The following is a 22,079-nucleotide window of genomic DNA, read 5'->3' as shown; positions in this document are numbered from 1 at the left end:
CCGCGCCCCGCAGCCCGGTCCAGGGCACAGCAGGTCGCAGGCGCTTCCTCCCGTCACGGCCGGAACAGCGTCGCCTCGATGCCGCGAGAGCCGGTGGCGTCGCAGATGTAATAGGCGACCATGGCGCGGCCGTCCGGCAGCACCGCCGCCCAGGGATAGCCGAGATCCGGCGCCGGCCCGTCGTCGCGCAGCACCAGCTCCGGCACCTCACCGGGCTGCTGGCGGCGCGGGTCGTAGAGGCGGGCGCGCACGCCGTAGGGCGCATGGCGGTAGCCGCCGACCAGCAGAATCCGGCCGTCCGGCAGCGGGCAGGCGTCATAGGGATGGCCGACCACCGCCTGGCGCCGCCACGGCTCCCAGCTGTGGCCGAGATCGGTGGAGCGCGAGGTCGCCAGATGGTCGTCCAGCCCGGTGGTGCGGTGGAAGGCATGCAGCACGCCGTCGGCGTCCAGATGCAGCGCCGTCTCGCAGAATCCGGCCTTGGCCTCGGGATCGATGGCGATGATCGCCCGGTGCTCCCAGCTCTCCCCCCGGTCGGTGGAGGCGAAGAGATGGCTGGCATAGGTGCCGGTGGAGGGATGGTGGGTGTAGCCGGTCTGCAGGATGGTGCCGTCCGGCGCCTCCACCGCCCGGCCGCGCACCGCGCCGCCGTAAAAGGGCCGCTGGCCCGGCACGATGTCGGGATGGCCGGGCAGGGGGGGCAGGTCGCGATGGGGGGTCCAGCTGCGCCCGCCGCCGTCGCTGTGCCGGCTGTAGCCGCCCCAGAAGATGTAGAGGTCGCCGGTCTTCTGCGGATTGCCGGTCAGCCCGATTCCCAGCGCGCGCAGCGCCTCCCCTTGCGACGACGGCACCGGATACCAGCGGAAGCCGGTCAGCAGGATGCGGCCGTCCCGCAGGGTGAGCAGGCTGGCGTCCTGGTCGGCCGCCTGCGGGTCGGGCGGCAGGGACATCTCCTCGCCCAGCGGCTCCGCATCGGGGCCGAGCCGCAGCAGCACGGTCTGCGAGCGGGAATCGAGATGGTCGACATGGTTGAACCCGGCCTCCGCCGTCCGGTATTCCGCTCCGCGCAGCCAGCGATGGTCGCGCGCGCGCCGGAAAGCCAGCAGCACCGACCCATCTCCCACCGGGGTCAGCGACGGGAAGGACGCATAGAACCGCGGGTCGCGGTACAGCACGCGATGTTCGGCACCGGTCATCGCCATCGGATTTCCTTCTCCCTCTTTGAAAAATAGCAACGAGTCTGCAAACGACGAGTCTGCTCAGGCCAGCCCGATCCAGAGGAGGAACGCCCGGTTGACCGTGAGCATGCTTTCATCCTCCAACCGTCCGAACGCCTCGCCGATCTTGGCGCGGGCGATCGTCTGGACCTTGTCGACCATCACCTGCGAGCGTTTCCGCAGGCCGTTGCCCGGCGTCGGGTCGGCCCTATTTCGTCTGCACGGTCGGCAGCGCTCCTCTGGCCGTCATCAAGCAGTACATCGAGAACCAGACGAAGGCTTAGGACGTGCTGAACCGAGGCTACAAATTCCGGCTGTACGCGACGGACGAACAGGAAAGTCTGTTCGGCCAGTACGCTGGGGTGTGCCGCCTCGTTTACAATCTCGCCCTGGAGCAGCGCCGCGACTGGTGGCGGCAGGTCAAGGCGAACACCGGCTACAACATCTCCTATGCCTCGCAGTGCCGGGAGCTGACGCTGTTGCGCGCGGAGTTCGACTGGATCGCCGCTGTCTCGATCATCTGCCAACAACAGGCACTCCGCGATCTGGACAAAGCATTCGCCAACTTCTTCGCCGGTCGCGCCAACCATCCGACCCCGCGCAAGCGCGCACTGAACGACGCCTTCCGCTTCAACGGACGCGACTGTCCCTGGCGCAAGCTGAACGCGAAGTGGGCGGCGGTAACGCTGCCGAAGATCGGCGAGGTGAAGGTCCGTCTGACGCGCGACATTCCCGGCACGGTCAAAAACGTGACGGTGACGCGAGATGCGCTGGGCTGGCATGTAGTGTTCAGCGTCGAGGTTGAGCACGACACGCCGGCCACCTTCGACCCCGCGGTTGGCATCGACCGTGGCGTGGTCCACACGCTGGCCCTGTCGGACGGGACGTTCCGGGACCTTCCAAAGGAGCGGTTGAACGTGCTGGACCAGCGCGCCCGGAAACAGGCCCGCGCTCTGGCGAAGAAGACACGCGGCTCGAACCGCCGCAACGCCGCCCACAGGGCGCTTGCCCGCACGAAGGCGAAGGCCGCGCGCTTGCGCTTGCACTGGAACCACGAACGCTCGCGCGAGATCGCCGACCGCTTCGGCATGGTCGTGCTGGAAGACCTGAAGATCGGGACCATGACGGCATCGGCCAAAGGCACCACGGCCGAGCCGGGCCGGAAGGTCCGGCAGAAGGCCGGTCTGAACCGGGCGATCCTGAACAACGGTTGGTATCAGTTCGAGTGCTTTCTGTCCTACAAGCTCGCGGAGCGCGGTGGCGCGTTGCACAAGGTCAACCCGGCTTACACATCGCAGGCCTGTTCAGTCTGCGGAACCATCGACAAGTCCAGTCGCGAGAGCCAAGCGACGTTTCATTGTGGACAGTGTGGGCACACGGCGAACGCCGACACAAACGCCGCCCGCAACATCCTAAGGGTTGGAACACAGCCCGCGCCGAGGAGTGCCGTTGGGCGTCCGGTGAAGCGCAAACTGAAAAGAGTGGCTTAGGTTACTCTTGGAAATCCTCCGGCTTCAGCCGTGGGGAAGATGTTAAGTGCTGGCTCTCTTCAACGACCCACAGGTGCTGCAGACGGCGGAGCTGTATCTCGGCTGCAAGCCGATCCTCGACAACATCGGCTGCTGGTGGTCTTGGGGCGGCGAAAGCTTCGGCGGGGGGAGGCGGCCAAGGGGACCCAACGCCACCACCGCGACCTCGACAGTCTGGGCGGCTTCAAGCTCTTCTTCTACCTGACCGACGTGGACGAGGACGGCGGTCCGCACATCTTCGTCAAGGGCAGCCACCGCAGCCGCCTGCTCTCCACCGGCCGCGCCCTGACCGACGCGCAGGTGGAGGCCGCCTTCGGCACCGCCAGCACGGTGACGATGACCGGCGCGGCCGGCAGCCGCTTCCTGGGCGACACCTACGGCGTCCACAAGGGGGCCCTGCCGCGGCACGGCCGGCGCCTGCTGCTGACGGCCCAGTACAACGTCAACCGCAGCCCCCACGGCCCCACCGTCCCGCCGCTCGACCGCCGCTGCGCCGAGGTGCCGGACGGGCTGGACCCCTTCGTGAACCAGATCGACCTGGCGCCGTAACGGAGGAATGGCTCCGGCCGTCCGGCGGCTTCAGTTCATGGCGTGAGCCGAGGCGTAGCCGAGCTGGTAATAGAGCCGGATCATCGCCCGCAGGCTTTCTCCGTCCAGGCTTTCAATATCGAGGGAGGCCAGCTTGGCCAGATTGACGTTGAAGTCCCAACGCTGTTCCTCCAGCTCGTATCGCCGTTGCGTCAGGCGGTTGGAAACCCCCTGATAGAACATCCGCCGCATCAGCCAGCGGCGGTTCAGCCGGTCGGGATGGATGAAGTGGGACACCGTGGCGTCCGGCACATAGTAGGTGGCGGCTCCGGCGCTGCGCATCTCCATGAAGATGATGCCTTCGTTCGTCAGCAGCCCGTCCCCCTTGCGGCCGAGGTCGGTCGGGAAGGCACGGCCCGCCATCAGCCGCTTGCGGAAGGCGCAGTTCCCTTCACCGAACCATTCCTTCTCGCGCAGGAAGCGGGGTTCGCTGTCCCAGCCCCAGCGGCACGAGAAGAAATGCAGCATGTCGTCGGCCAGCCAGTCGGGCCTGGACAGCGCGCCGAAATCCGGTTCGACCTCGCCCGCGACGATGTCGACGGCGTCGCCCAGCCGGTCGAAGGGCTCCAGCAAGCGCTCCAACCAGCCGTCGCAGGCCCGCTCGTCGTCGTCGATGAAGGCGATCAGGGCTGCCGCCGCCTCGGCCACGCCGCGGTTGCGGGCGAAGCCGACGCCCGGACGCTCCTCCACGATATGGCGCAGCGGAACGCCCCGCAGGGCGAAGGCGGCCTGCCGGCGCTCGACGACCGGACGCCCCTCCGCCAGCGGGGAATTGTCGATCACGAGGATTTCATGCGCAGCACCCGGAGAGCCGCCCACCCGCTGCCCGATCAGGCTGTCCAGGCAGGCGCCGAGCAGTTCGGGGCGCCGATGGGTGCAGATGACGATGCTGGCGGCAATTTCCGGGCTGTCGGTGTTGGGGGTTCCGGTGGTCGGCATGGTGCTTCGCCCGTCAGTGGTCGCTGTCATTGGTCGCTGTCAGTGATCGGCGTGGACGATGCGCAGGTCCGGCAGGCCCCAAGCGGTCACGCCCATATCCTTGGCCATCATCGCCAGCCCTTCGGTCTCGATGTAGCCGCGATGGCTGTAGGGAGGGAAACACAGCCCCTCGCGGTGAAGGTCCGCCCGCACCAGCAGCGCCGTGCCGCCCACCCCGTCGAGCGGCACGATGCCCTCGCCGGCGAAGGCATCCAGATAGAGCCGGCCGACACCGCACGGCGGCTGGAAGACGCCGTCGGCCAGATGGCGCGGGTCTTCCTCTCCCGTCAGCCGGAAGCTGTTGAGGTCGAAGGTCCGCCCGTCGGGCAGGACGCAGTGGGGAACGACGATATCGCGCCCGGCGGCGAGCAGCCGGGCCGGCAGGGCCGGCGGATAGTCGACCAAATCGACGTCGAGCCACAAAACCCACTCCTCATCCCCCAGCGCACCGGACAGCAGCCGGTTGCGCGAGCGCGCCAGCAGCTCCCGCCGCCGCCGCTGGATGTCCGGCGCCCAGCGCGGCCCCCCGGGCCGGAATCCGCAATCGTGGCGCAGCAGCGTCACCCGGCGGTAGCGTTGCCGCAGTTCCGGCAGCCTTGCCGCCAGCCAGTCATGCGTGCCGTCGCGGCTGTCCCCCTCCAGGAAGCCCAGCGACAGGCGGGACGGGTCATGGTCGAGCCGGCCGAGCAGGTCCAGGTAGCGCGGCAGATGGGCGACGGCGTCCTTCACCGGGGTCAGAACCAGCACGCGCTCCGTCCCCCATCCCGAGCCACCTCCCCCGCGCCCGGCCTCCTGGGTTGGGACCGCGGGAGGAAGCGGAGGCCGGACCGGCGGGCACAGGCGCGACGCCATCAGGACCGACAGGCGGTCGCGCATCCGGCCACCGACCGCCTGCGGGCTGAACCGGGTCCGCATCCGGTCGGCGGCGCGCGCGCCCACCGCACGGGCCTCGTCGGGATGGGACACCACCCGGCGCATCAGCCGGGCCGCCGCCTCCAGATCGGGCTCGGCCCAGACGGTGCCGCGCCGGTAATAGCCGTCGTCCGCCTCCAGCATGACGGTGTGGCAGGGCACCAGATAGGCCGTGTCCGGGGTGGTGATGTCCATGGTGCCGGAATAGGCGGTGGCGATGACGGGCTTGCCGCAGGCCATCGCCTCGGCAACGGCCAACCCGAAGCCTTCCGCCCGGTGCAGGGAGACATAGGCGTCGCAGGCCGCCATCAGGGCGGCGGTCCGCTCCGCCGTCCAGGGTTCGTTGACGATGCGGATGTCCGGCCGGCCGCCGGCCAACGCCTCCAGCGTGCGGCATTCGCCGTCCGTCAGCTTCTTCGCCTTGACGATCAGCAGGGTGTCGGATGTGGCGTCGGGAAAGGCGGTGCAATAGGCGCGGATCAGGCCGGCCGGGTTCTTGCGCGTGACGTTGCTGGTCGCGTCGAACAGGGTCAGGAAGCAGACCGTGCCGTCGGGAATTCCGAACGCCCGCCGGTCGAACGCGGGCGGGGCCTGCGGGGCCGCCACGGCATGGGGCATGGCGATCACCGGCACCGGGACATGAGGAGCCACCGTAGCGGCGGTGAAGCTGCTGGGCACCCAGATCTCGTCGACCAGCGGCAGGCAATCCCGCCAGGGGTCGGGGAGCCCCGACGACGCCTCCCAGGCCCAATAGCCGATGGTGAAGCGGCCGGACAGCCGCCCGCGATCAAGGCGGGGATCCGGCCGGGAGGCGTTCAGCGACTGGCGCAGGGCGTCCGGATTGGTGTGGATCAGCGTCACCGCGAAGGCGCCGGCGGCACTCTTCGATCCCGCCGACGGGGCGGCGGGCATCGCAACAGGGTGGGTCTCGTCGAGCGGCATGTCGATCACCGTCACCGGCAGCCCCGACGCCCGCAGCGCGGCCACCGTCCCACGCACGGCACTCCCCAACCCGGTCGCGGCCCCCAGATGCCCGGCGACTTCGACCTCGATGCCCGCTCCGGCCGGACCGGCCCCCATGTCCCCTGCATTGCGCAGCGCCGTCCTGCGGTAAGCCTCCACCGGCAGGCGCTTGCCCATCTCCTCCAGCACGGCCCGGCAACGGTCGCCGCCGAAGCGGGCGGTGGCGATCTGCCAATGGACTTCGAAATGAGGAGCGCCGAAGGTGTTTGCGCCATGGACGACGTAGGTGTAGAGCCGCGGCAGGTCCATCCGCACGACGCGGGCGCTGCGGCGCAGCTGCTCGACCACCGGCGTGTCCTCGCCGCGGCGAAGGGCCGGATAGCGGGGCATCACCGCCTTCTCGCACAGAAGCGAGCCTTCCCAGTCGCGTTCGCAGGACACCGCCAGCCGGTCCTCGGCCGGCCACCAGATCATCCAGCGGCCGAGCAGGCAGGCCTGGGCACCGGCGGCGGCCAGAACCCGCTGCTGCATCTGCAGCCGGCAGGGGTCGTAGAGGTCGTCGTCGTCCCATTGGCAGACATAACGGCCGGCCGCATGGTCGACGGCGATGTTGCGCAGCTCGCCCAGCGTCGCGCCTCCCTCCCGCCCGGCCGCATTCACCCGGATCAGACGGATGTTCGGGCACCCGGCGGCGCGGATGGCGCGCTCCAGCGGGTCGTCCTGCGGCAAGGCCGGGCTGTCGCAGACGATGACCAGCTCCCGGTTGGGATAGGTCTGGCGCGCGAAGCCGTCGATGGCGAACTCCAGCAGCGCCCTCCGCCCTCTGGTGACCATCAGGCAGGAGATGAGCGGCAACCCTTCCGCCTTCGCCCCCTCCGCCTTCATGGGCGAGCGGGCGCCCTCCGGCCGGCCGTCGGTCACCACCGCCGCGACCTGCCGCGGCAATGCGGCACCCAATCCGGCACCGAGCCCGGCGGTGTCGCGGAACCAGGTGCCCTCCCAATAATGGACGGCATAGGCCCGGCGGGTCGCCTGTTCCCAGAAGACGGGATCGAACAGGCGGCCGCTCCAGCAGTCCTCCTTGGTCACGGGATAGAGCAGCTCCGGCGGCAGCACCGTCACCGCGGCGGCGCCATCCTCGTGCCGGGCCCCTTCATAGGAAGCATGGGCGCGGGTCAGCAGGAAGGGGCCGGTGGCGTCCAGCACGTCGGCGCAGGACCGCGCCTCGACCAGCCGGTCCAGCAGATGGTCCCAGAAGGGATGGCCGGGCACCGACGCCAGGAAGGACGGGCACAGGATGCGGGGCAGCCCGCGCTCCACCGCCTTCGCCAGCCCGCCATGCTCCTCCGGTTCCAGCCCGACGACGAAGCTCCGCCCCTCCAGCAGCCCGTCGATCGGACGCAGGCATTCGAAATCGAGGTCGGCATAGACCCCGCCGAAGCGGCGCAGGATCAGGTAGCGCGCCAGATCGATCCGCGCGATGGGATCGGCATAGCCGTGGAAGACCGGCAGCAGCGCCGAATGCTCCTCGGCGATGAAGCGCCCGATGTCCCCGTCGGTCCAGAACCGGTATTCGAATCCGGGATTGCGCTCGATCCAGCTGCGCTGCAGCGCCTGGAATTCCGGCGGAAGGTCGCGTGTCTTCCAGGTCTGGTGGATCAGGCGCGGGATCGGGGAGCAGGAGTCGGTGCGCATGGACTTTGACCGCAATTGTGCATGGACCGATAAGCACTATTGCCGAGCCTGCTCAATAGAAATGGGTGCTTGGGAAAAATCTGTCACACTTTGATTCATTCGACACACGCTATTAGAGAATAGTTTCCATGTTTTTCTGCAAAATCTTCTCTCGCTTGCCCGGACGTCGCCCTGCAACTGAAGATTATCAACCGCACCCCGGAAGTTCTCCGTCACGCCATGAGGTTAGTCAAGTTGACCAATATGGGGGCGACGCCTATGATCCTTGAGAAAGATGGAGGGGCCGGATGCGGCAGTTCACCATTCATGCGGCCAAGACCAACCTGTCCAAGCTGATCGAGGCGGCTCTGCGCGGCGAGGAGGTGGTCATCGCCAAGGGAAGCAAGCCGGTCGTGCGGCTGGTCCCGGTTTCCCGCGGGTCCTTCACCATCGGCCTGCTGAAGGACAGGCTCGGCACCGGGCCGGACTTCTTCGAACCGATGGACGAGGCCGATCTCGACGCCTGGGAAGGGGAGGGCGTCAGGGTTCCATGACGGCGGTCCTCCTCGACACCCATGCCTGGGCCTGGAGCCTGTCCGGCGATGCCCGCCTGTCGAAACCGGCCGTTGCCGCCATCGCCGCCGCCGACATGGTGCTCGTCAGCCCGATCACCTTCTTTGAGATCGCCCAGAAGGTCCGGCTCGGCAAATGGCCGGAGATGGCACCCTTCGTGGAACGGCTGGATGCCCTGCTGACCGAACAGGGCGGGCTGGTGGCCGGCTTCGATCCCGCGGTCTGCCTGATCGCCGGCATGATGGACTGGACCCACCGTGATCCTTTTGACCGTCTGTTGGCGGCCACGTCGATGCATTACAAGCTGCCGCTGGTCTCCGCCGACGCGGTCTTCGACGGCATCGTCACGCGGCTGTGGTGATCGCCCCCGTCCCAGAACAGGCCATTCCATGCCCGGACACCGCCCCTACCGCCTGCATCGCCCCTGGACCGTGCTGGGCAGCCGCGAGCTGCTCGACGCCGATCCCTTCCTGAAGGTGCGGGTGGAGACGGTGGAGCTGCCGGACGGACGGCGGATCGACGATTACTACCAGTTCGACCAGCCCTCCTTCGCCTGCATCTTCGCCGAGACGGCGGACGGGCGGATCGTCACCTACCGCCAGTACCGCCACGGCCCACGCAAGGTCGGGCTGGTCTTCCCCGGCGGCCACCTGTCGCCTGGCGAGGAGCCGCTGGCCGCGGCCAGGCGCGAGCTGATGGAGGAGACCGGGATGGCGGCGGAGAGCTGGACCGACCTCGGCGCCTACATCGTCAACGCCAACCAGGGCGGGGCCTGGTCGCACATGTTCCACGCCACCGGCTGCCGCCGGGTCGCCGACCCGATCGCCGACGACCTGGAAGACACCGAGATCCTGTTCCTGACAAGGGCGGAGCTGCTGGAGGCCATCGGCCGCGGCGAGATGCATCTGCTGACCCAGATCGCGCTGGTCAGCATGGTCTGGCAGGCCGACATCGCACGGGTGCTGTCCCGCCCCCATACCCCAGACACAGCCGGTTGAGGAAAAGCCCGATGACCCGCTTCGCCCCAATGGCCCTGATGGCCTTCCTGACACTGGCCGCCCTCCCGGCCGCCGCCGAGCCGATGAAGGGCCGGTACGAACTGCGCTGCCAGGACCCGCAGACCCGGCAATGGAGCGTCGCGGGCCAAGTGACCGACCCGGAGATCGTCGATCTGCCGGCATCCAGCGGGAAAGCCGGCGGACGCGAGGTGCGCGGCACCGGGGCCGACGGCAAGCCGGTGGTCCTGCCCATGCCGTCCGACCGCACCTGCATGCTCAGCGCGCGCTGACCGGCGGCGGTTCCCCCGCCATCGAACGGGGAACCGACCGTCAAACTGTAACATCCCCGCGGTAGCTTCCCGACGCTCGCCAAGATCAAGCCGGCACCGAACGGGCTCCAATAGCCCGGCGGTTCCGCTCATGCCAGCCGCTTGCCCTGATGAGGGTTCGGGAGACACCAGTCATGACCGATTTGTCCGTCCAATTGCCTGAAACGTCGCGCCGTTCGGTGCTCCGCGCCCTTGCCGGCCTGCCGCTGCTGCCGGTCGCCGGCATCGGCGCCGGGGAGCTGCTGTTCGCCTCGGGCGCCGAAGCAGCCGCCGCCAAGGGCACGCCGGTCGCCGTCGAGTTCGTCGGCATGGCCGCTCCGACCACCGCCGCCGCGCAGGCGAAGACCACGGTCGAATCCAGCATGGTCGTGACCTGGGCCGACGGCTCCAAGCAGAGCTTCGCGCTCGGCTACCAGCCGCTGTTCATCACCGGCGATCAAGTGCCGGACGGCAAGGGCGGCACCATCCTGGCCGGCGGCTATACCGACATCAACGGCAAGCCGATCCTCGATACCTCGATGGCGACTCCGGCGCCGTTCTTCTCCGACTGCCCGGACGGCTGCAACCTGCTGGCCCCGATCCCCGGCGCCAAGGTGGCGGGCGTGACCGGCAACACCCTGTTCGCCGTCGTCCAGTTCGAATACGCCTCCCGCGATTCCAAGGACGCCTCGATGTACGGCAAGCTGCCGTCGCCGATCGCCGTCCTGACGCTGGACCAGAACAAGGAATCCGGCGCGCTGAAGCTGGTGCAGTACCACAATGTCGACACCAGCCCGGCGCACGGCCTGTGGATCACCTGCGGCGCCAGCCTGTCGCCCTGGAACACCCACCTGTCGAGCGAGGAGTACGAGCCGGACGCGGCGGCGCTCGACGACCAGTTCCGCGCCTACAGCAAGAACCTGTTCGGCGACGAGACCAAGGCCAACCCCTATCACTACGGCCACCTGCCGGAAGTGACGGTCCACCCCGACGGCACCGGCACCATCAGGAAGCACTATTGCCTGGGCCGCATCTCGCACGAGCTGGTGCAGGTGATGCCGGACGAGCGCACCGTGCTGATGGGTGACGACACCACCAACGGCGGCCTGTTCATGTTCATCGCCGATCAGGCCAAGGACCTGTCCGCCGGCACCCTCTATGCCGCCAAGATGGAGCAGGAAGAGGGCAAGGACATCGACAAGGGCGGCGCCTTCGCCCTGACGTGGGTCAAGCTGGGCCACGCCACCAGCGCCGAGATCGAGACGCTGGCCGACAGCCTGAAGGCCGCCGACATCGTCGAGGTGAAGAAGGAGGATCCGAAGGACCCGTCCTTCACCGCCATCGGCTTCAACGGCAAGACCCAGTGGGTCAAGTTCAAGCCGGGCATGGAAAAGGCCGCCGCCTTCCTGGAAACCCACCGCTACGCCCCGACCGTCGGTGCCACGCTGGCCCTGTCGAAGCTGGAAGGCGTCACCGTCAACGCCAAGGACAAGACCGCCTACATGGCGGTGTCCTACATCTACAAGTCGATGAGCGACGGCAAGAGCGGCATCAAGGTGAAGGCGATCAACGCCGGCGCCGTCTATCAGCTGCCGATGAAGGCGAGCCAGACCGACCTCGCCGGCGCCGCCATCGACAGCGAGTGGGTGCCGGTGCATTTCAGCCCGGTCCCCGCCCTGGTCGGCCGCGACCTCGCCACGCCGGACGCGCTCGGCAACACCGCCGACGCCGACCTGATCGCCAACCCGGACAACCTGAAGTTCTCCGAGAAGCTGCGCACGCTGTTCATCGGCGAGGACAGCGGCAACCACGTCAACAACTTCCTGTGGGCCTACAACGTCGACAGCAAGAAACTGGCCCGCATCCTGTCCTGCCCGGCGGGTGCGGAATCGACCGGCCTGCAGGCGGTCGACGACGTCAACGGCTTCTCCTACGTCATGAGCAACTTCCAGCACCCCGGCGACTGGGAGAAGGGCCTGCACGACAAGGTGAAGGACAGCCTCGCCGCCCTGATCGACGACGCCTACCGCAACCGCCGCAGCGGCGGCGTCGGCTACATCCACGGGCTGCCCCAGGCCGTTTGATGGGGGCGGTCTGATAGGGCCGGTCTGGCCGGACCTGAGTTGAAACGACAAGAAGCGCGGCCGGTGACCCGGCCGCGCTTTTTTCATGCCTTATCGAAAGAAGTAATACCGACGCAAAACTACCCGAATGATGTTTTCTTGGAAGTGGTAATCATCAATCGACCTAGAACCAATCGGTGATCTTAACACCTCGTTAACTGGCCGGATGGCTCAATAAGCTCATCAGAACGGGCAGAAGCCTCCACCACGAATACAGGGATCGCCACCATGTCCAAGACCGATTGCGCCATCAACGTCTTCTCCTCTGCTTCCCTGCACCTGGATGTGGTCGACGAATTCATCGCGATCGCCCAGTCGAAGCTGGACGGTGCCACCAGCGATTTCACCCGCGACAGCCTGACCGACCTGCTGGCCGGTCTGACCGAGCAGCGCGAGACCTACCGCGCCGTGCTCGCCGCCGCCCCGACCGCCAACGCGCTCGCCGCCTGACCCGACCGCTCCAGTCCGCGCCGGCAGCTCCGCCCCCATCGCCGCCCCTCTTCCGCGAAAGACCGCCATCATGACCGCCCCCATCGCCCAGGACGTCCTCGCCTCCGCCACCCTGCATCTGGAAGTGCTGGAGGAGTTCATCGCCGTCGTCCGCCGCCGGATGGCCTCGACCACCGACACCTTCGCCCGCGACAGCCTGAACGACCTGCTGCTGAGCCTGACCGAACAGCGCGACGGCTATCAGGCCTTCCTGCCGCTCGCCGCCGCGGAACCGGTGTGAGGTCTTAAAACGCCTTCAGCTTCTTCCAGGCGAACACCACCATGCGGGCCAAGAGCCAGCCGTGGGTGAAACGGGAGATCTGGGTCTCACCATAGCTGCGGTCGGCGTAGCGCACCGGCACCTCGACGATCTTCAGGTTCTGCTTGGCGGCGCCGAAGATCAGGTCGAAATCGCCGAAGGGGTCGAAATCGCCGAAGTAATGGCGGTTGGCGACGATGGTCTCGTAATCCTGGCGCCACAGAACCTTGGTGCCGCACAGCGTGTCGGTGAAGCGCTGGTTCAGCAGGAAGGAGAAGATGCGCGCGAAGGCCCGGTTGGCCAGGAAGTTCAGGAAGCGCATCGCCTCCGGCGCCATCGGATAGACCAGCCGGGTGCCGTTCACGAACTCGCCGCGCCCCGACACCATCGCCTGATAGAATTTCCCCATCGTCTCCGGCGGCACCGTCAGGTCGGCGTCGAGGATGATCAGGATGTCGCCGCGCGCCACCGCGAATCCGGCGCGCACCGCGTCGCCCTTGCCCTTGCCGGGCTGCTTCATCACCTTGATGTCCCAGTCGGGATAGGCGTCGCGGACGCGCAGGCACTCCTCGTAGGTGTTGTCCTGGCTGTTGCCCTCGACATAGATCACCTCGATGTCGGGGGCGAAGCGGGGCAGGCGGCGGATGGCGTTCTCGATGTTGCCGCGCTCGTTGCGGCAGGGGATCAGGATGGTGACCGAGGCCGGCTTGCCGTCGACCGTCACCTCATCCACGGTGGGCTGCGGCCGGGCGACGACATAGTTGCGCACGCACAGCCGGCGGATGCCGGGCAGCGGAGCGACGTAGCGGTTGACCAGCGTGCCCAGCCCGAACAGCCGCTTCGGGATCAGCTGGCGCCATTCGCGGCGCACCGGCTCCCAGCCGGCCAAATCCAGCAGGTTGACGATGTCGCTGGTCGACAGCCAGTTCTGCTGGCCCTGCGGCATGCGCATCCCCAGCTTCTCCGCCGCCCACAGGATCGGCTCCCAGACGCGGGAGTGATAGCTGACGATGATGCGGGTCTTCGGCGTAGCGACCCGGCGCAGCAGGCGCAGCGTCTCCTCGATGTCGTCGAGGAAGCCGATGGTGCCCGACAGCAGGATGTGGCTGAACGGCCCCTCCACGGCGTCGATGGTCGCCGGATCCTCGGCGTCGGCGGCGATCAGCTCCAGCTGCGGATGGCGGGCCTTCGCCACGGCGATGGTCGCCGGGCTGAGGTCGATGCCGACGCCGCGCGCCGGCTTCAAGGCCGCCAGCGTGTCGCCGACGCCGCAGCCGATCTCCAGCACCGTCGCCCCTTCCGGAATCAGGAAGCGCAGATAGGCGCGGTCGGCGTCATGGAAGGCGCGGTTGCGCTCGGCCCAGCGGTCGCGCAGGGGGGCCATGGCGTCGAACAGCGACCGGATGCGCTGCTGGCGCGGGGAGAGGCCGCGCGTCTCGACGGCTGCGGTGGTCGCGGCGGCGGTGTCCGGCGTGGCGGCATCCATGGAAGCGCTCCGGGAAAGCGTCGAAGTCGGCTGATCGGTCATCGGGAGAAATCCGTGGGAAAGGCGTCGGGTCCGTCATCAGACGTCGTGACAGCCGTCCGGGCGGCGGTCTCGCTGCGCAGCAGCAGCCAGAACAGGCCGCCGGGCAACGACAGGACGGCGATCGACAGTCCGATCAGCAGCGAGACCAGAAGGGCCGCGTCGGCATCGAAGCCGAGCAGCGCGAAACCGGCGACCATCGCCCCCTCGCGCACGCCCCAGCCGCCGAGCGAGACGGGCAAGGCGGCGGCGACGATGGCGGCCGGCACGATGGCCAGCCCGTCCAGCCAGCCGAGCGGCAGGCCGACCGAGCGGGCGAACAGGATGGTGGCGGTGATGGTGGCGAGATGGACGCCGATGCTGTGGCCCAACGCCGCCCAGGCGGCCGGGTTGCCGGCCATGGCGCGCAGCTGCGCCACCGCCCCCCACAGGGTCCGCCCCAGCGCCCCGTCGCGCAGCCGCTTCGGGATCGGCAGCCGGTCGCGCGGGATGCGCCCGGCGAGCAGCAGCAGCCCCATGGCGACGGCCAGGACCAGCGCCCCGGCCAGCACGGTGCCGGCGACGGCGGGCGGCGCCACCGCGGCCAGATGCGGCAGCCCGACCAGCCCGATCAGCACCACCCCCAAGAGCGCCATCAGCCGGTCGACCAGCAGGGCCAGCATCACCGGCCCGGCCGGGTGGCCGAGCCGCCAGGTGAACCAGCCGCGCAGCAGGTCGGCGCCGACCGATCCCGGCAGGATCTGGCCGACGAAACCGCTGGCCATCTGCAGGCGGAAGGCGGTCCAGCGGGTCAGGGAGAAGCCGGCGGCGCGGCCGACCGCCCGCCACCGTTGCGAGGCGAAGGGCAGGGTCAGCGCCTTCACGGCGAAGCCGGCGGCGAACAGCCACGGATCGGCGGCCGACAGGCGCGCGGCGATGCCGGCCCAGTCGGCCCCGGCGGCGAGCGCGCCCAGCACCACGACCGTCACCGCCAGCTTGACCAGCAGCGGCCACCGCCGTCCGGACGGCTTCCCCGGACCGGCCTTGTCCGGACCGGGGCCGGGGCCGGAGTCGGAGCCGGAGTCGGAGCCGGGCTTCGCCGATTGGACGAAGGGGGTGTCGAGAAGAGCCTGGGCCATCATCCCCGCATGGAAATCCGGGTGCCGCGGGACAGCGGCGCCGAACGGGCCGTTGTAACGGCTCACGCCCGGCTTGTCACCCGCTGACGTCCTCTCCGCTCTGACGGGCGGAGGCTCCGGAGAGGCACATCATGCGGCCCTCCGGCTGGTTCCTGCTTCATCGGGCCGCTTGGCGCGGTGCCCCTCCACAGGCGTCAACGCGCTGTCCGCGCGCCGTAGGATATTGATCGCCGCGTTGGTGTCGGCATTGGCCCTGTGACCGCAGCGCCCGCACACGAAGACCGGTTGGCTCGGCCGGTTGGCCGCATCGACATGGCCACAACAGGCGCAAGTCTGGCTGGTGTAGGCGGCGGGCACCTCCACCAGCTTTCCGCCACGATCCGCCAGCTTGTAGGCCAGCATGGTGCGGAACAGACCCCATCCCTGATCGAGGATGGCCCGGTTCAGTCCGGCTTTCTGCCGAACCCGGCAGCCCGGCTCCGCAGCCGTGCCCTTCGCCGATGCGGACATGCTCCGCACCGGCAACGCCTCCACAACGACCAGGCCGTGGTTCTTGGCGATGATCGTGCTGTGCTTGTGGAGAAAGTCCTTGCGAGCGTCGGCCACCCGCTTTTGAAGTTTGGCAACCCGCCGCACCGCCTTGCGCCGGTTGGCCGACCCCCGCGTCTTACGCGCCAGAGCGCGTTGGGCCTTACGCAGGGCCTTCAGCGCCGTCTTGCCGTGGTTGGCTGGGGCGATGCTGGTGCCATCGCTGAGCGCGGCGAACACCGCCACGCCGAGGTCGATCCCAACCGGCGGCAGGATGGACGGGGCTGGCTCGACCACCTCGCGCTCGCACTGGACGGCGGCGAACCAGTGCCCGGCCCGGCGGGACACCGTGATGGTGCAAATGGCACCCGGCAGCGCCGTCCAGCCGCGCAGGCGAACCCAACCCAGCTTAGGCAATTTCATTCGCCCGGATGAGACGCCCGTGCGCTCGACCACCAGCGAGATGGGGTCGGGGAAGCGGAAGCTGTCGTTCAGCCCCTTCCGGCGCGGGGTCGGTGCCTTGGCCCGGCCGGCCCACCAGTTCTGATAAGCCCGGTCGAGATCGCGCAACGCCTGTTGCAAGGTGTGGACCGGCACCGCCTTCAGCCACGCCACCTCGGCCCGCAACAGCGTGACCTCACGGCATTGGCTGGCAAAATTGAACCTTCGGCCGGGACGGTACCAGTCCCGACGCTGCTCCAAGGCGAGGTTGTAGACGAACCGGCACGCCCCTGCGATCTGCGCCATCTGAGCGGCTTGCTCGGACGTCGGATAGAGGCGGAACAGGACGGCTTTCCGTTCGATCATGAGCAGCATCATGACAGTGGCCTATGACCGATGGAAGCGACTTCCGACGTGAGCGCCACCTGTGTTTTTGCGATGCACGTCAACTTGGTCTTCGTGACCAAGTATCGCCTTCGCGCTTATCTTCAGCCTGAACGCCGGAGCTTGCGACGCTAAATACCGTGCTCACCCCATCCCGGCGGCGGCCAGCATGCCACTGTCGGGAACCATCGCCGCCGCGCGGGGTGCGGAGCCGGCGGGGCTCAGCGCCCGGCCTTCCAGCCTGCCGAAGACGATGTAGTGCCGCATCGCCGCCGTCAGGTCGCCGCCGGTCGCCGCCGCCACGTCGGCATTCGCCGCCAGATAGGCCGACGCGTTGAAGCCGGTCGTCCGTCCTTCGGTCCGGCCGTTGGTCAGGTAATGCAGCTCGGCCCGGGTGGTGTCGGTGCCGAAGGCGGCGGCAAGGTCGCTGTTGGCGGCCAGATAGGCCGTGGGATCGAAGGTGACCGTCCGGCCCTCCGCCCGGCCCATGGTGATGTAGTGGATCTCGGCACTCGTCCGGTCGGTGCCAAAGGCGGCGGCGAGATCGCCGTAGGAGGCGAGATAGGCCAGCGGGTCGAAGCTCACCGTCCGCCCTTCCGCCCGGCCCATGGTGATGTAGTGGATCTCGGCGCTCGTCCGGTCGGTGCCGAAGGCGGCGGCGAGGTCGCCGTAGGAGGCGGCATAGGCCAGCGGGTCGAAGCTCACCGTCCGGCCCTCCGCCCGGCCCATGGTGATGTAATGCGCCGCACCGGCATCGCCGTTGGTGCCGAAGGCGTTGGCGAGATCGCCGTAGGAGGCGATGTAGGCCAGCGGATCGAAGGTCACCGTCCGCCCCTCCGCCCGGCCCATGGCGGCGTAATGCGCCGCACCGGCGGCGGCATCGGTGCCGAAGGCCGCCGACAGGTCGGCGTAGGAGGCGATGTAGGCCAGCGGCGAAAAGGCCTGCCCGGACGAGGTGGCGGAGGTGCCGGTCGCCGGGCTGGTCCCGCTGGTCCCGCTTCCCGAACCGCCTCCACCGCCGCCGCCTGCGCCGGGGCTGGGGATCCCCGGCACCGTCAGCGGCGCCGACCCCATCCGCGCCCAGTCCAGGTCATGGATTCCCATTCCCGCACCGGCCCCGCTGCCGAGCCGGAAATCGCCGGCCGCCGGGTTGGTGAACAGCCCCGACGACACCGTGTCGCCGCCGGTCAGCCCACGCACGCCCTGCAGCAGGTTGTTGGTGACGGTGTAGGAACCGGGGGTCCAAAACTCCCAGTAATCAACGCCCGTCGAGGAGGAGATGACGTTGCCGGTGACGCTGTTGTTGGCGAGCAGCCCGATGTTGCCGGCGCTCGGCACCCATTCCAGCCGGATGAAGCGTTCGCGCGGGTTGGACAGGGTGGCGAAGTTGTTGGTGACGCTGTTGGAATCGCCGCCATGGATGAAGACGCTGGCCCAGCCGGTGTTCTGGATGAAGTTGTCCCGGACGGCGACGCCGTTGGCCATGTCGTCCAGATAGATGCCGAAGCTCTTGTGGCGGTCGAGCCAGCCCGACCCGTCGGTCGCCAGCCCGCCGACGTTGCGGATGTCGTTGCCGCGGATGGTCGTGCGGGTGTCGACGTTGGAACGGCCCAGCATCTCGATGGCGCCGCCGTCGGCGGTCTCGGTCATCGTGTCGTAGATGCGGTTGTATTCCACCACCGTGTCGGTGTTGACGGTGGCGCCGTCCCAGTTCTTGATCGAGATGCCGTAGCGCGGGCTGTTGCGGATGTCGTTGCCGGAGATCAGCGTGCCGCTGGTGCCGTAGAGCTGGATGCCGGCGACGTCCTTCAGCACCTCGCCGATGCCATTGATGCTGTTGGCGCTGATGCGGTTGCCGTTGCTGCCGTAGCCGACCTTGATGCCGCTCGCCCCCAGATGCTCCAGCCGGTTGGCCTCGATCACGTTGCCGGACGATCCGGTCAGCGTCATCGCCGTGCCGGCATCGACGAAGCGGTTGCCGGCGATGCTGTTGCCCGATGCGTTGGTCAGCGTCAGGGCCGAGCCGTCCCATGTGGTGTCGGCGAAGGTCAGCCCCTGCAGGGTGACGCCGCTCGCCCCGTTCAGCGACAAGAGCGTGCCCAGCCGCGCCACCACCGCACCCTGGCTCAGCAGGGTGCCGGGGTCCTGCGGCTTCACCACCAGCCGACCGGTCTCGGCCTGCCAGGCGAACTCGCCGGCGTCGCGGAGGAAGGCGTCGTCGTTCAGCAGGCGGTAGGTGCCGCCGCTGCGCAGGGCGTATTTCACCCCTTGCGTGAAGTTGACGGTCCGGCTGCCGGCATCGGCGGAGGCGACGCCGACGATGTTGTCGGACAGCCGCTCGGTGTCGAAGGTCTGGACCATCATGCCGGGCTGGACGCCGGCGGCCAGCACCGCCGCCATCGCCCCGTCGCCGGCCCCGATGCGCAGGCTGGTCTTGCTGGCGCCGCCGGCCGCCGCCTCCAGCACCGACCAGCCGGACTTGGCGTCGCCGGCGTTCCAGTCGCCGGTCTGCGCCACCTTCTGCCGCACCCCGCCGATGAAGAGGTCGAGACCGGTGGCAGAGGTCGGCGCGGCATAGAGCCCGCCGCCGATGGCGGTGAAGCCGCCGACCCGCTCGCCGCCGCTGAAGACCGGCGTCTCGCCCGGATAGGCCATGATGCGCACGCCATTGTCGGCCCCGGTCAGCGTGACCGTGCGCGCCATGGCATAGGTGCCGCCGCGCACATAGGTGTCGCGGATGCCGGTCGCCCGCATCGCGCTTTGCGCGCGTTCCAGCGTGGCGAAAGGACCGTCGGTGCCGTCGGCATTGGGTGCCGCCAAACGCCCCGACCAGGAATCGTTGCCGTTGGTCGCGACGTAGAAAGCCTGCTGAGTGTCTGTCATTGCCGGATTGCCTTGCCGATACCGGGCAATCACACGGCAGAAGTACTTAATAAAGAGGCAGGCTCATCCTTTCGGATGTACACTTTCGTGATGTGTTCCGTGTTCATTTCGTGACAAATGCTCAAGGCATGGCAATTGTCACTTGCCCAGTCCTCCGCGTTGTTTTGAACGCCTGCCGTTCAACCCGGTCAGCGCAGCTCGACCCGCCGCTCCTCCCGGAACACCGTCTCGTCGCCATGGCGCAGCGTCACCGTCACCCGGTAGGGGCCGGACGGCCAGGAGCCGGGAACGGGCTTCTTCACCTCGGTGCCGAAGAACAGCACGGCCAGCGGACGCGGCACCGCGCCCTCGTTGCGGGACAGGCGGCGGCCGTCGGGGCCGGTCACCTCCAACGTCACCCGGTCGCCCTTCCGCCCGCCCATCAGCTCCGCCCACACCCCCAGCGTCGGCGCGTCGGCGGGCAGGGGCTTGCCGCCATAGCCGCCGTCCCGCGCCACCTCCGCCTTCGGCGCCTCGGGCGCCAGCCCGGCACCGAGCAGGGCGCTCGGCCGGTAGGCGAGTTTCCGGCGCGCCGCGTCGCTCCACAGCGTGCCCGCCGGCATCGCAGCCGTGTCCTGATCGGCGGCACCCTGGTCAACGGCGCAGGCCGGCGCCTCTCCGGTTCCCGCCTCCTTGCCGGTATAGGGGTCGAGGGTATGGCCGTCGTGGCGGATGCCGAAATCAACATGGGGGAATTCGGTGTTGCCGGACAGCCCGACCTCGGCCAGCGGCGTGCCGGCCTCCACCCGGTCTCCCGGCCTGACCTCGATGCTGCCGCGCTTCAGGTGGCTGTACTGGGTCTCCCAGCCGTTGCCGTGATCGACCACCACCGCGTTGCCGGCCTCGCGCCCGGCCGGCGCGCCGCCGCTCTGCCGGATGCTGACATCCTCCATGCCGTCGCGCACGCGGGTGACCGTGCCGGGTGCCGCGGCCACCACCGCCACCCCGCGCCGCATCGCCTCCAGATCGGGCAGCCGGAAATCGGTCCCCTTGTGCCCGTCATAGGTCAGCCGCCCGCAGGCGAAGTCCTGCATCCCCGGTCCCGGATCGGCATCGACATAGTTCTGGACGAAGCACTCCGCCCCGATCCGGCAGCGCACCGGCAACTCCAGCACCGGCGCCCCGGGGAAAAGGGCGGGGGGAGGGGCAGCGGGAGATTGGGCGGCTCCGGCGGACGGCAGGAACACCAGGGCGGCGAACCCCCAGCGATAATCGACCGGCACCCTCATCCACACCCCTCGCACAGCACTGCTCCGTCTTGCCTGACCGTCCCTCTACAGATGAACTACCGCCCCCATTCCGCGAATGGAGGTGGCTTCGCGGGCATTACTCCGCATCGGGCCGTTCCGACCCCTTCGCCTTGAGACCGCCATGAGCGTACCTCAAGACAACCCATGCCGACGCGAAGTCACGGGGCAAGGTCGTCCCGCACACGTCGCACCTGTGCACACGCTCGCTGAGAGCCTTCTTTCGGACCGTGCCGCAGCATGGACAGGTCTGTGACGGCTTCAGCCGGCGTGTCGGCGCTTCGATCAGGCGTGCGGTGCCAGTTTCCTGCACTTTGTACCGCATCAGCGACAAGAATTGAGAGGGAGCCGTGTCGAGGATCTCCCGGTTCAGCCCCGCTTTCTGAGCAACCCGCTTGCCGGGGGCGTCCACGCTTCCGGCGGCGGATCGGGTCATGGCGGCGACCGACAGCTGTTCCGTCGCGATCAGGGCGAACCGCTTGACAAGGTCGGACGACAGCTTGTGCTGCCAGTCAAGACGGCGCCGTGCGGTGCGGGCGCGCGCCTTCGCCAGTCGGCGTGCGGCCTTGCGGCGCCGGTTCGAACCCTGGCGCTTGCGACTGACCGCCTGCTGAAGGTCGGTGATGCGCTGCTGCTCGTGGCGGTACCATCGCGGGTTCTCGACCGTCTCCATCATGGGCGCGTCCGCTTCGCCGATGGCCAGCGTGGCAAAGGTCTCCGTGCCCCAGTCGAAGGCGACCGCCTCAGTCCCGGACGCGCGGATGATGTCGGGGCACTCCAGGGTCAGCGACAGATGCCAGGCGCCGTCACGGTGCAGCAGTTCGCTCGCCTTGATGATGCCGCCCTGGCGGGCCTGTCCGCGCGCCTTGATCGTGCCGATGCCCTGGAGGCGCAGCTTGCCATGGCGCCACTCCACGCCGGGCGTAAAGCGCCAGCCGTCGCCGTGCGACTTAAAGCCAAAGCCGGGGAAGCGGGCCAAACTCTTGAAACGCGGAAAGCCCGCCGCCGCACCCTTGGTTTTCACGCGCTCGAAGAACGCCTTGAAGGCCTTGTCGAGCCGGCGCAGCGTGACCTGTTGCGAGGAGCAGTTAAGCGTCGCGAACTCCGGACACTCCTGACGCAGGGCGGTCAGGTCGTGGCACTGGTCGGCATAGGTCAGCGACACGCCACGGCGACGGTAGGCGTCGATCCGCTGCTCCAGGGCAGCGTTGTACAGCTGTTGGTGCAGACGTAAGGCAGCGCTCAAGGCCACAGATTGAGTCCGCGACGGATAGAGGCGGTAAGTGACCTTGCGCACTGGCAT

Annotated in this window: 19 protein-coding genes; 9 read left to right on the top strand and 10 right to left on the bottom strand. The window is 68.6% G+C overall.

All coding sequences use genetic code 11. The annotated features are described in order from the left end of the window. Positions 1-53: 53 nt before the first annotated feature. Together B9N97_RS07550 and B9N97_RS07545 are read right to left on the bottom strand one after the other, a co-directional pair. Complete coding sequence (locus B9N97_RS07550) at positions 54-1,202, bottom strand: sialidase family protein (RefSeq protein ID WP_085084969.1); 1,149 nt, start codon at positions 1,200-1,202, stop codon at positions 54-56. A gap of 57 nt (positions 1,203-1,259) precedes the next feature. Continuing rightward, positions 1,260-1,400, bottom strand: a complete 141-nt coding sequence (locus tag B9N97_RS07545; RefSeq protein WP_280174748.1) for a type II toxin-antitoxin system PemK/MazF family toxin — start codon at positions 1,398-1,400, stop codon at positions 1,260-1,262. Positions 1,401-1,504: 104 nt separating this feature from the next. Between B9N97_RS07545 and B9N97_RS07540 the strand changes: the two genes are divergently transcribed. Beyond that, positions 1,505-2,707 (top strand): RNA-guided endonuclease InsQ/TnpB family protein, encoded by a 1,203-nt coding sequence (locus B9N97_RS07540; protein ID WP_085084967.1) that lies wholly within the window; start codon positions 1,505-1,507, stop codon positions 2,705-2,707. Positions 2,708-2,848: 141 nt separating this feature from the next. After that, positions 2,849-3,295, top strand: coding sequence for a phytanoyl-CoA dioxygenase family protein (locus B9N97_RS07535; protein WP_244560602.1), 447 nt, complete (start codon positions 2,849-2,851; stop codon positions 3,293-3,295). Positions 3,296-3,325: 30 nt separating this feature from the next. Here B9N97_RS07535 and B9N97_RS07530 read toward each other — a convergent pair whose 3' ends face one another. Together B9N97_RS07530 and B9N97_RS35535 are read right to left on the bottom strand one after the other, a co-directional pair. Beyond that, positions 3,326-4,273, bottom strand: a complete 948-nt coding sequence (locus B9N97_RS07530) for a glycosyltransferase family A protein (RefSeq protein WP_085084965.1) — start codon at positions 4,271-4,273, stop codon at positions 3,326-3,328. A 39-nt stretch (positions 4,274-4,312) separates the two neighbouring features. Then, positions 4,313-7,882: a glycosyltransferase gene (locus B9N97_RS35535; RefSeq protein ID WP_167393230.1), complete on the bottom strand. Its 3,570-nt coding sequence runs from the start codon at positions 7,880-7,882 to the stop codon at positions 4,313-4,315. Between the two features lie 287 nt (positions 7,883-8,169). Between B9N97_RS35535 and B9N97_RS07515 the strand changes: the two genes are divergently transcribed. From B9N97_RS07515 to B9N97_RS07485, 7 genes are all read left to right on the top strand, one after another. Next, entirely contained in the window at positions 8,170-8,415 is a 246-nt protein-coding gene (locus tag B9N97_RS07515) for a type II toxin-antitoxin system Phd/YefM family antitoxin (protein ID WP_085084963.1), read from the top strand. After that, positions 8,412-8,795, top strand: a complete 384-nt coding sequence (locus B9N97_RS07510; protein ID WP_085084961.1) for a type II toxin-antitoxin system VapC family toxin — start codon at positions 8,412-8,414, stop codon at positions 8,793-8,795. Before B9N97_RS07515 ends, B9N97_RS07510 begins: the two co-directional genes overlap by 4 nt. 28 nt (positions 8,796-8,823) lie before the next feature. Continuing rightward, the gene (locus B9N97_RS07505) at positions 8,824-9,432 is read left to right on the top strand and encodes an NUDIX hydrolase (RefSeq protein WP_085084959.1); all 609 of its coding nucleotides are present in this window, start codon (positions 8,824-8,826) and stop codon (positions 9,430-9,432) included. A gap of 11 nt (positions 9,433-9,443) precedes the next feature. Then, positions 9,444-9,722 (top strand): hypothetical protein, encoded by a 279-nt coding sequence (locus B9N97_RS07500; RefSeq protein ID WP_085084957.1) that lies wholly within the window; start codon positions 9,444-9,446, stop codon positions 9,720-9,722. 173 nt (positions 9,723-9,895) lie between these two features. Continuing rightward, positions 9,896-11,824, top strand: a complete 1,929-nt coding sequence (locus B9N97_RS07495) for a PhoX family protein (protein ID WP_143266489.1) — start codon at positions 9,896-9,898, stop codon at positions 11,822-11,824. A 267-nt stretch (positions 11,825-12,091) separates the two neighbouring features. Continuing rightward, complete coding sequence (locus tag B9N97_RS07490) at positions 12,092-12,313, top strand: hypothetical protein (protein WP_085084953.1); 222 nt, start codon at positions 12,092-12,094, stop codon at positions 12,311-12,313. Positions 12,314-12,383: 70 nt separating this feature from the next. Further along, positions 12,384-12,593, top strand: a complete 210-nt coding sequence (locus tag B9N97_RS07485; RefSeq protein ID WP_085084951.1) for a hypothetical protein — start codon at positions 12,384-12,386, stop codon at positions 12,591-12,593. Between the two features lie 4 nt (positions 12,594-12,597). On the opposite strand, the gene B9N97_RS07480 is transcribed toward B9N97_RS07485, so the two are convergent. From B9N97_RS07480 to B9N97_RS07455, 6 genes are all read right to left on the bottom strand, one after another. Beyond that, a complete protein-coding gene (locus B9N97_RS07480; RefSeq protein ID WP_085084949.1) occupies positions 12,598-14,097 on the bottom strand; it encodes a bifunctional class I SAM-dependent methyltransferase/glycosyltransferase family 2 protein in 1,500 nt (499 codons plus the stop codon). Positions 14,098-14,135: 38 nt separating this feature from the next. Next, positions 14,136-15,320: a lysylphosphatidylglycerol synthase transmembrane domain-containing protein gene (locus tag B9N97_RS07475; RefSeq protein ID WP_244560601.1), complete on the bottom strand. Its 1,185-nt coding sequence runs from the start codon at positions 15,318-15,320 to the stop codon at positions 14,136-14,138. A gap of 63 nt (positions 15,321-15,383) precedes the next feature. After that, on the bottom strand, positions 15,384-16,601 hold the full coding sequence (locus tag B9N97_RS07470) for an RNA-guided endonuclease InsQ/TnpB family protein (RefSeq protein WP_085084947.1): 1,218 nt from the start codon (positions 16,599-16,601) through the stop codon (positions 15,384-15,386). Positions 16,602-16,751: 150 nt separating this feature from the next. Continuing rightward, on the bottom strand, positions 16,752-19,490 hold the full coding sequence (locus B9N97_RS07465) for a right-handed parallel beta-helix repeat-containing protein (RefSeq protein WP_085084945.1): 2,739 nt from the start codon (positions 19,488-19,490) through the stop codon (positions 16,752-16,754). A gap of 188 nt (positions 19,491-19,678) precedes the next feature. After that, positions 19,679-20,758 (bottom strand): M23 family metallopeptidase, encoded by a 1,080-nt coding sequence (locus B9N97_RS07460; protein WP_085084943.1) that lies wholly within the window; start codon positions 20,756-20,758, stop codon positions 19,679-19,681. A 97-nt stretch (positions 20,759-20,855) separates the two neighbouring features. Beyond that, positions 20,856-22,073: an RNA-guided endonuclease InsQ/TnpB family protein gene (locus tag B9N97_RS07455; protein WP_167393229.1), complete on the bottom strand. Its 1,218-nt coding sequence runs from the start codon at positions 22,071-22,073 to the stop codon at positions 20,856-20,858. Positions 22,074-22,079: the final 6 nt, after the last annotated feature.

The organism is Azospirillum oryzae, from assembly GCF_900177515.1.
Classification (GTDB): domain Bacteria; phylum Pseudomonadota; class Alphaproteobacteria; order Azospirillales; family Azospirillaceae; genus Azospirillum; species Azospirillum oryzae_A.
This window is presented reverse-complemented; position numbering and strand designations above follow the sequence as displayed.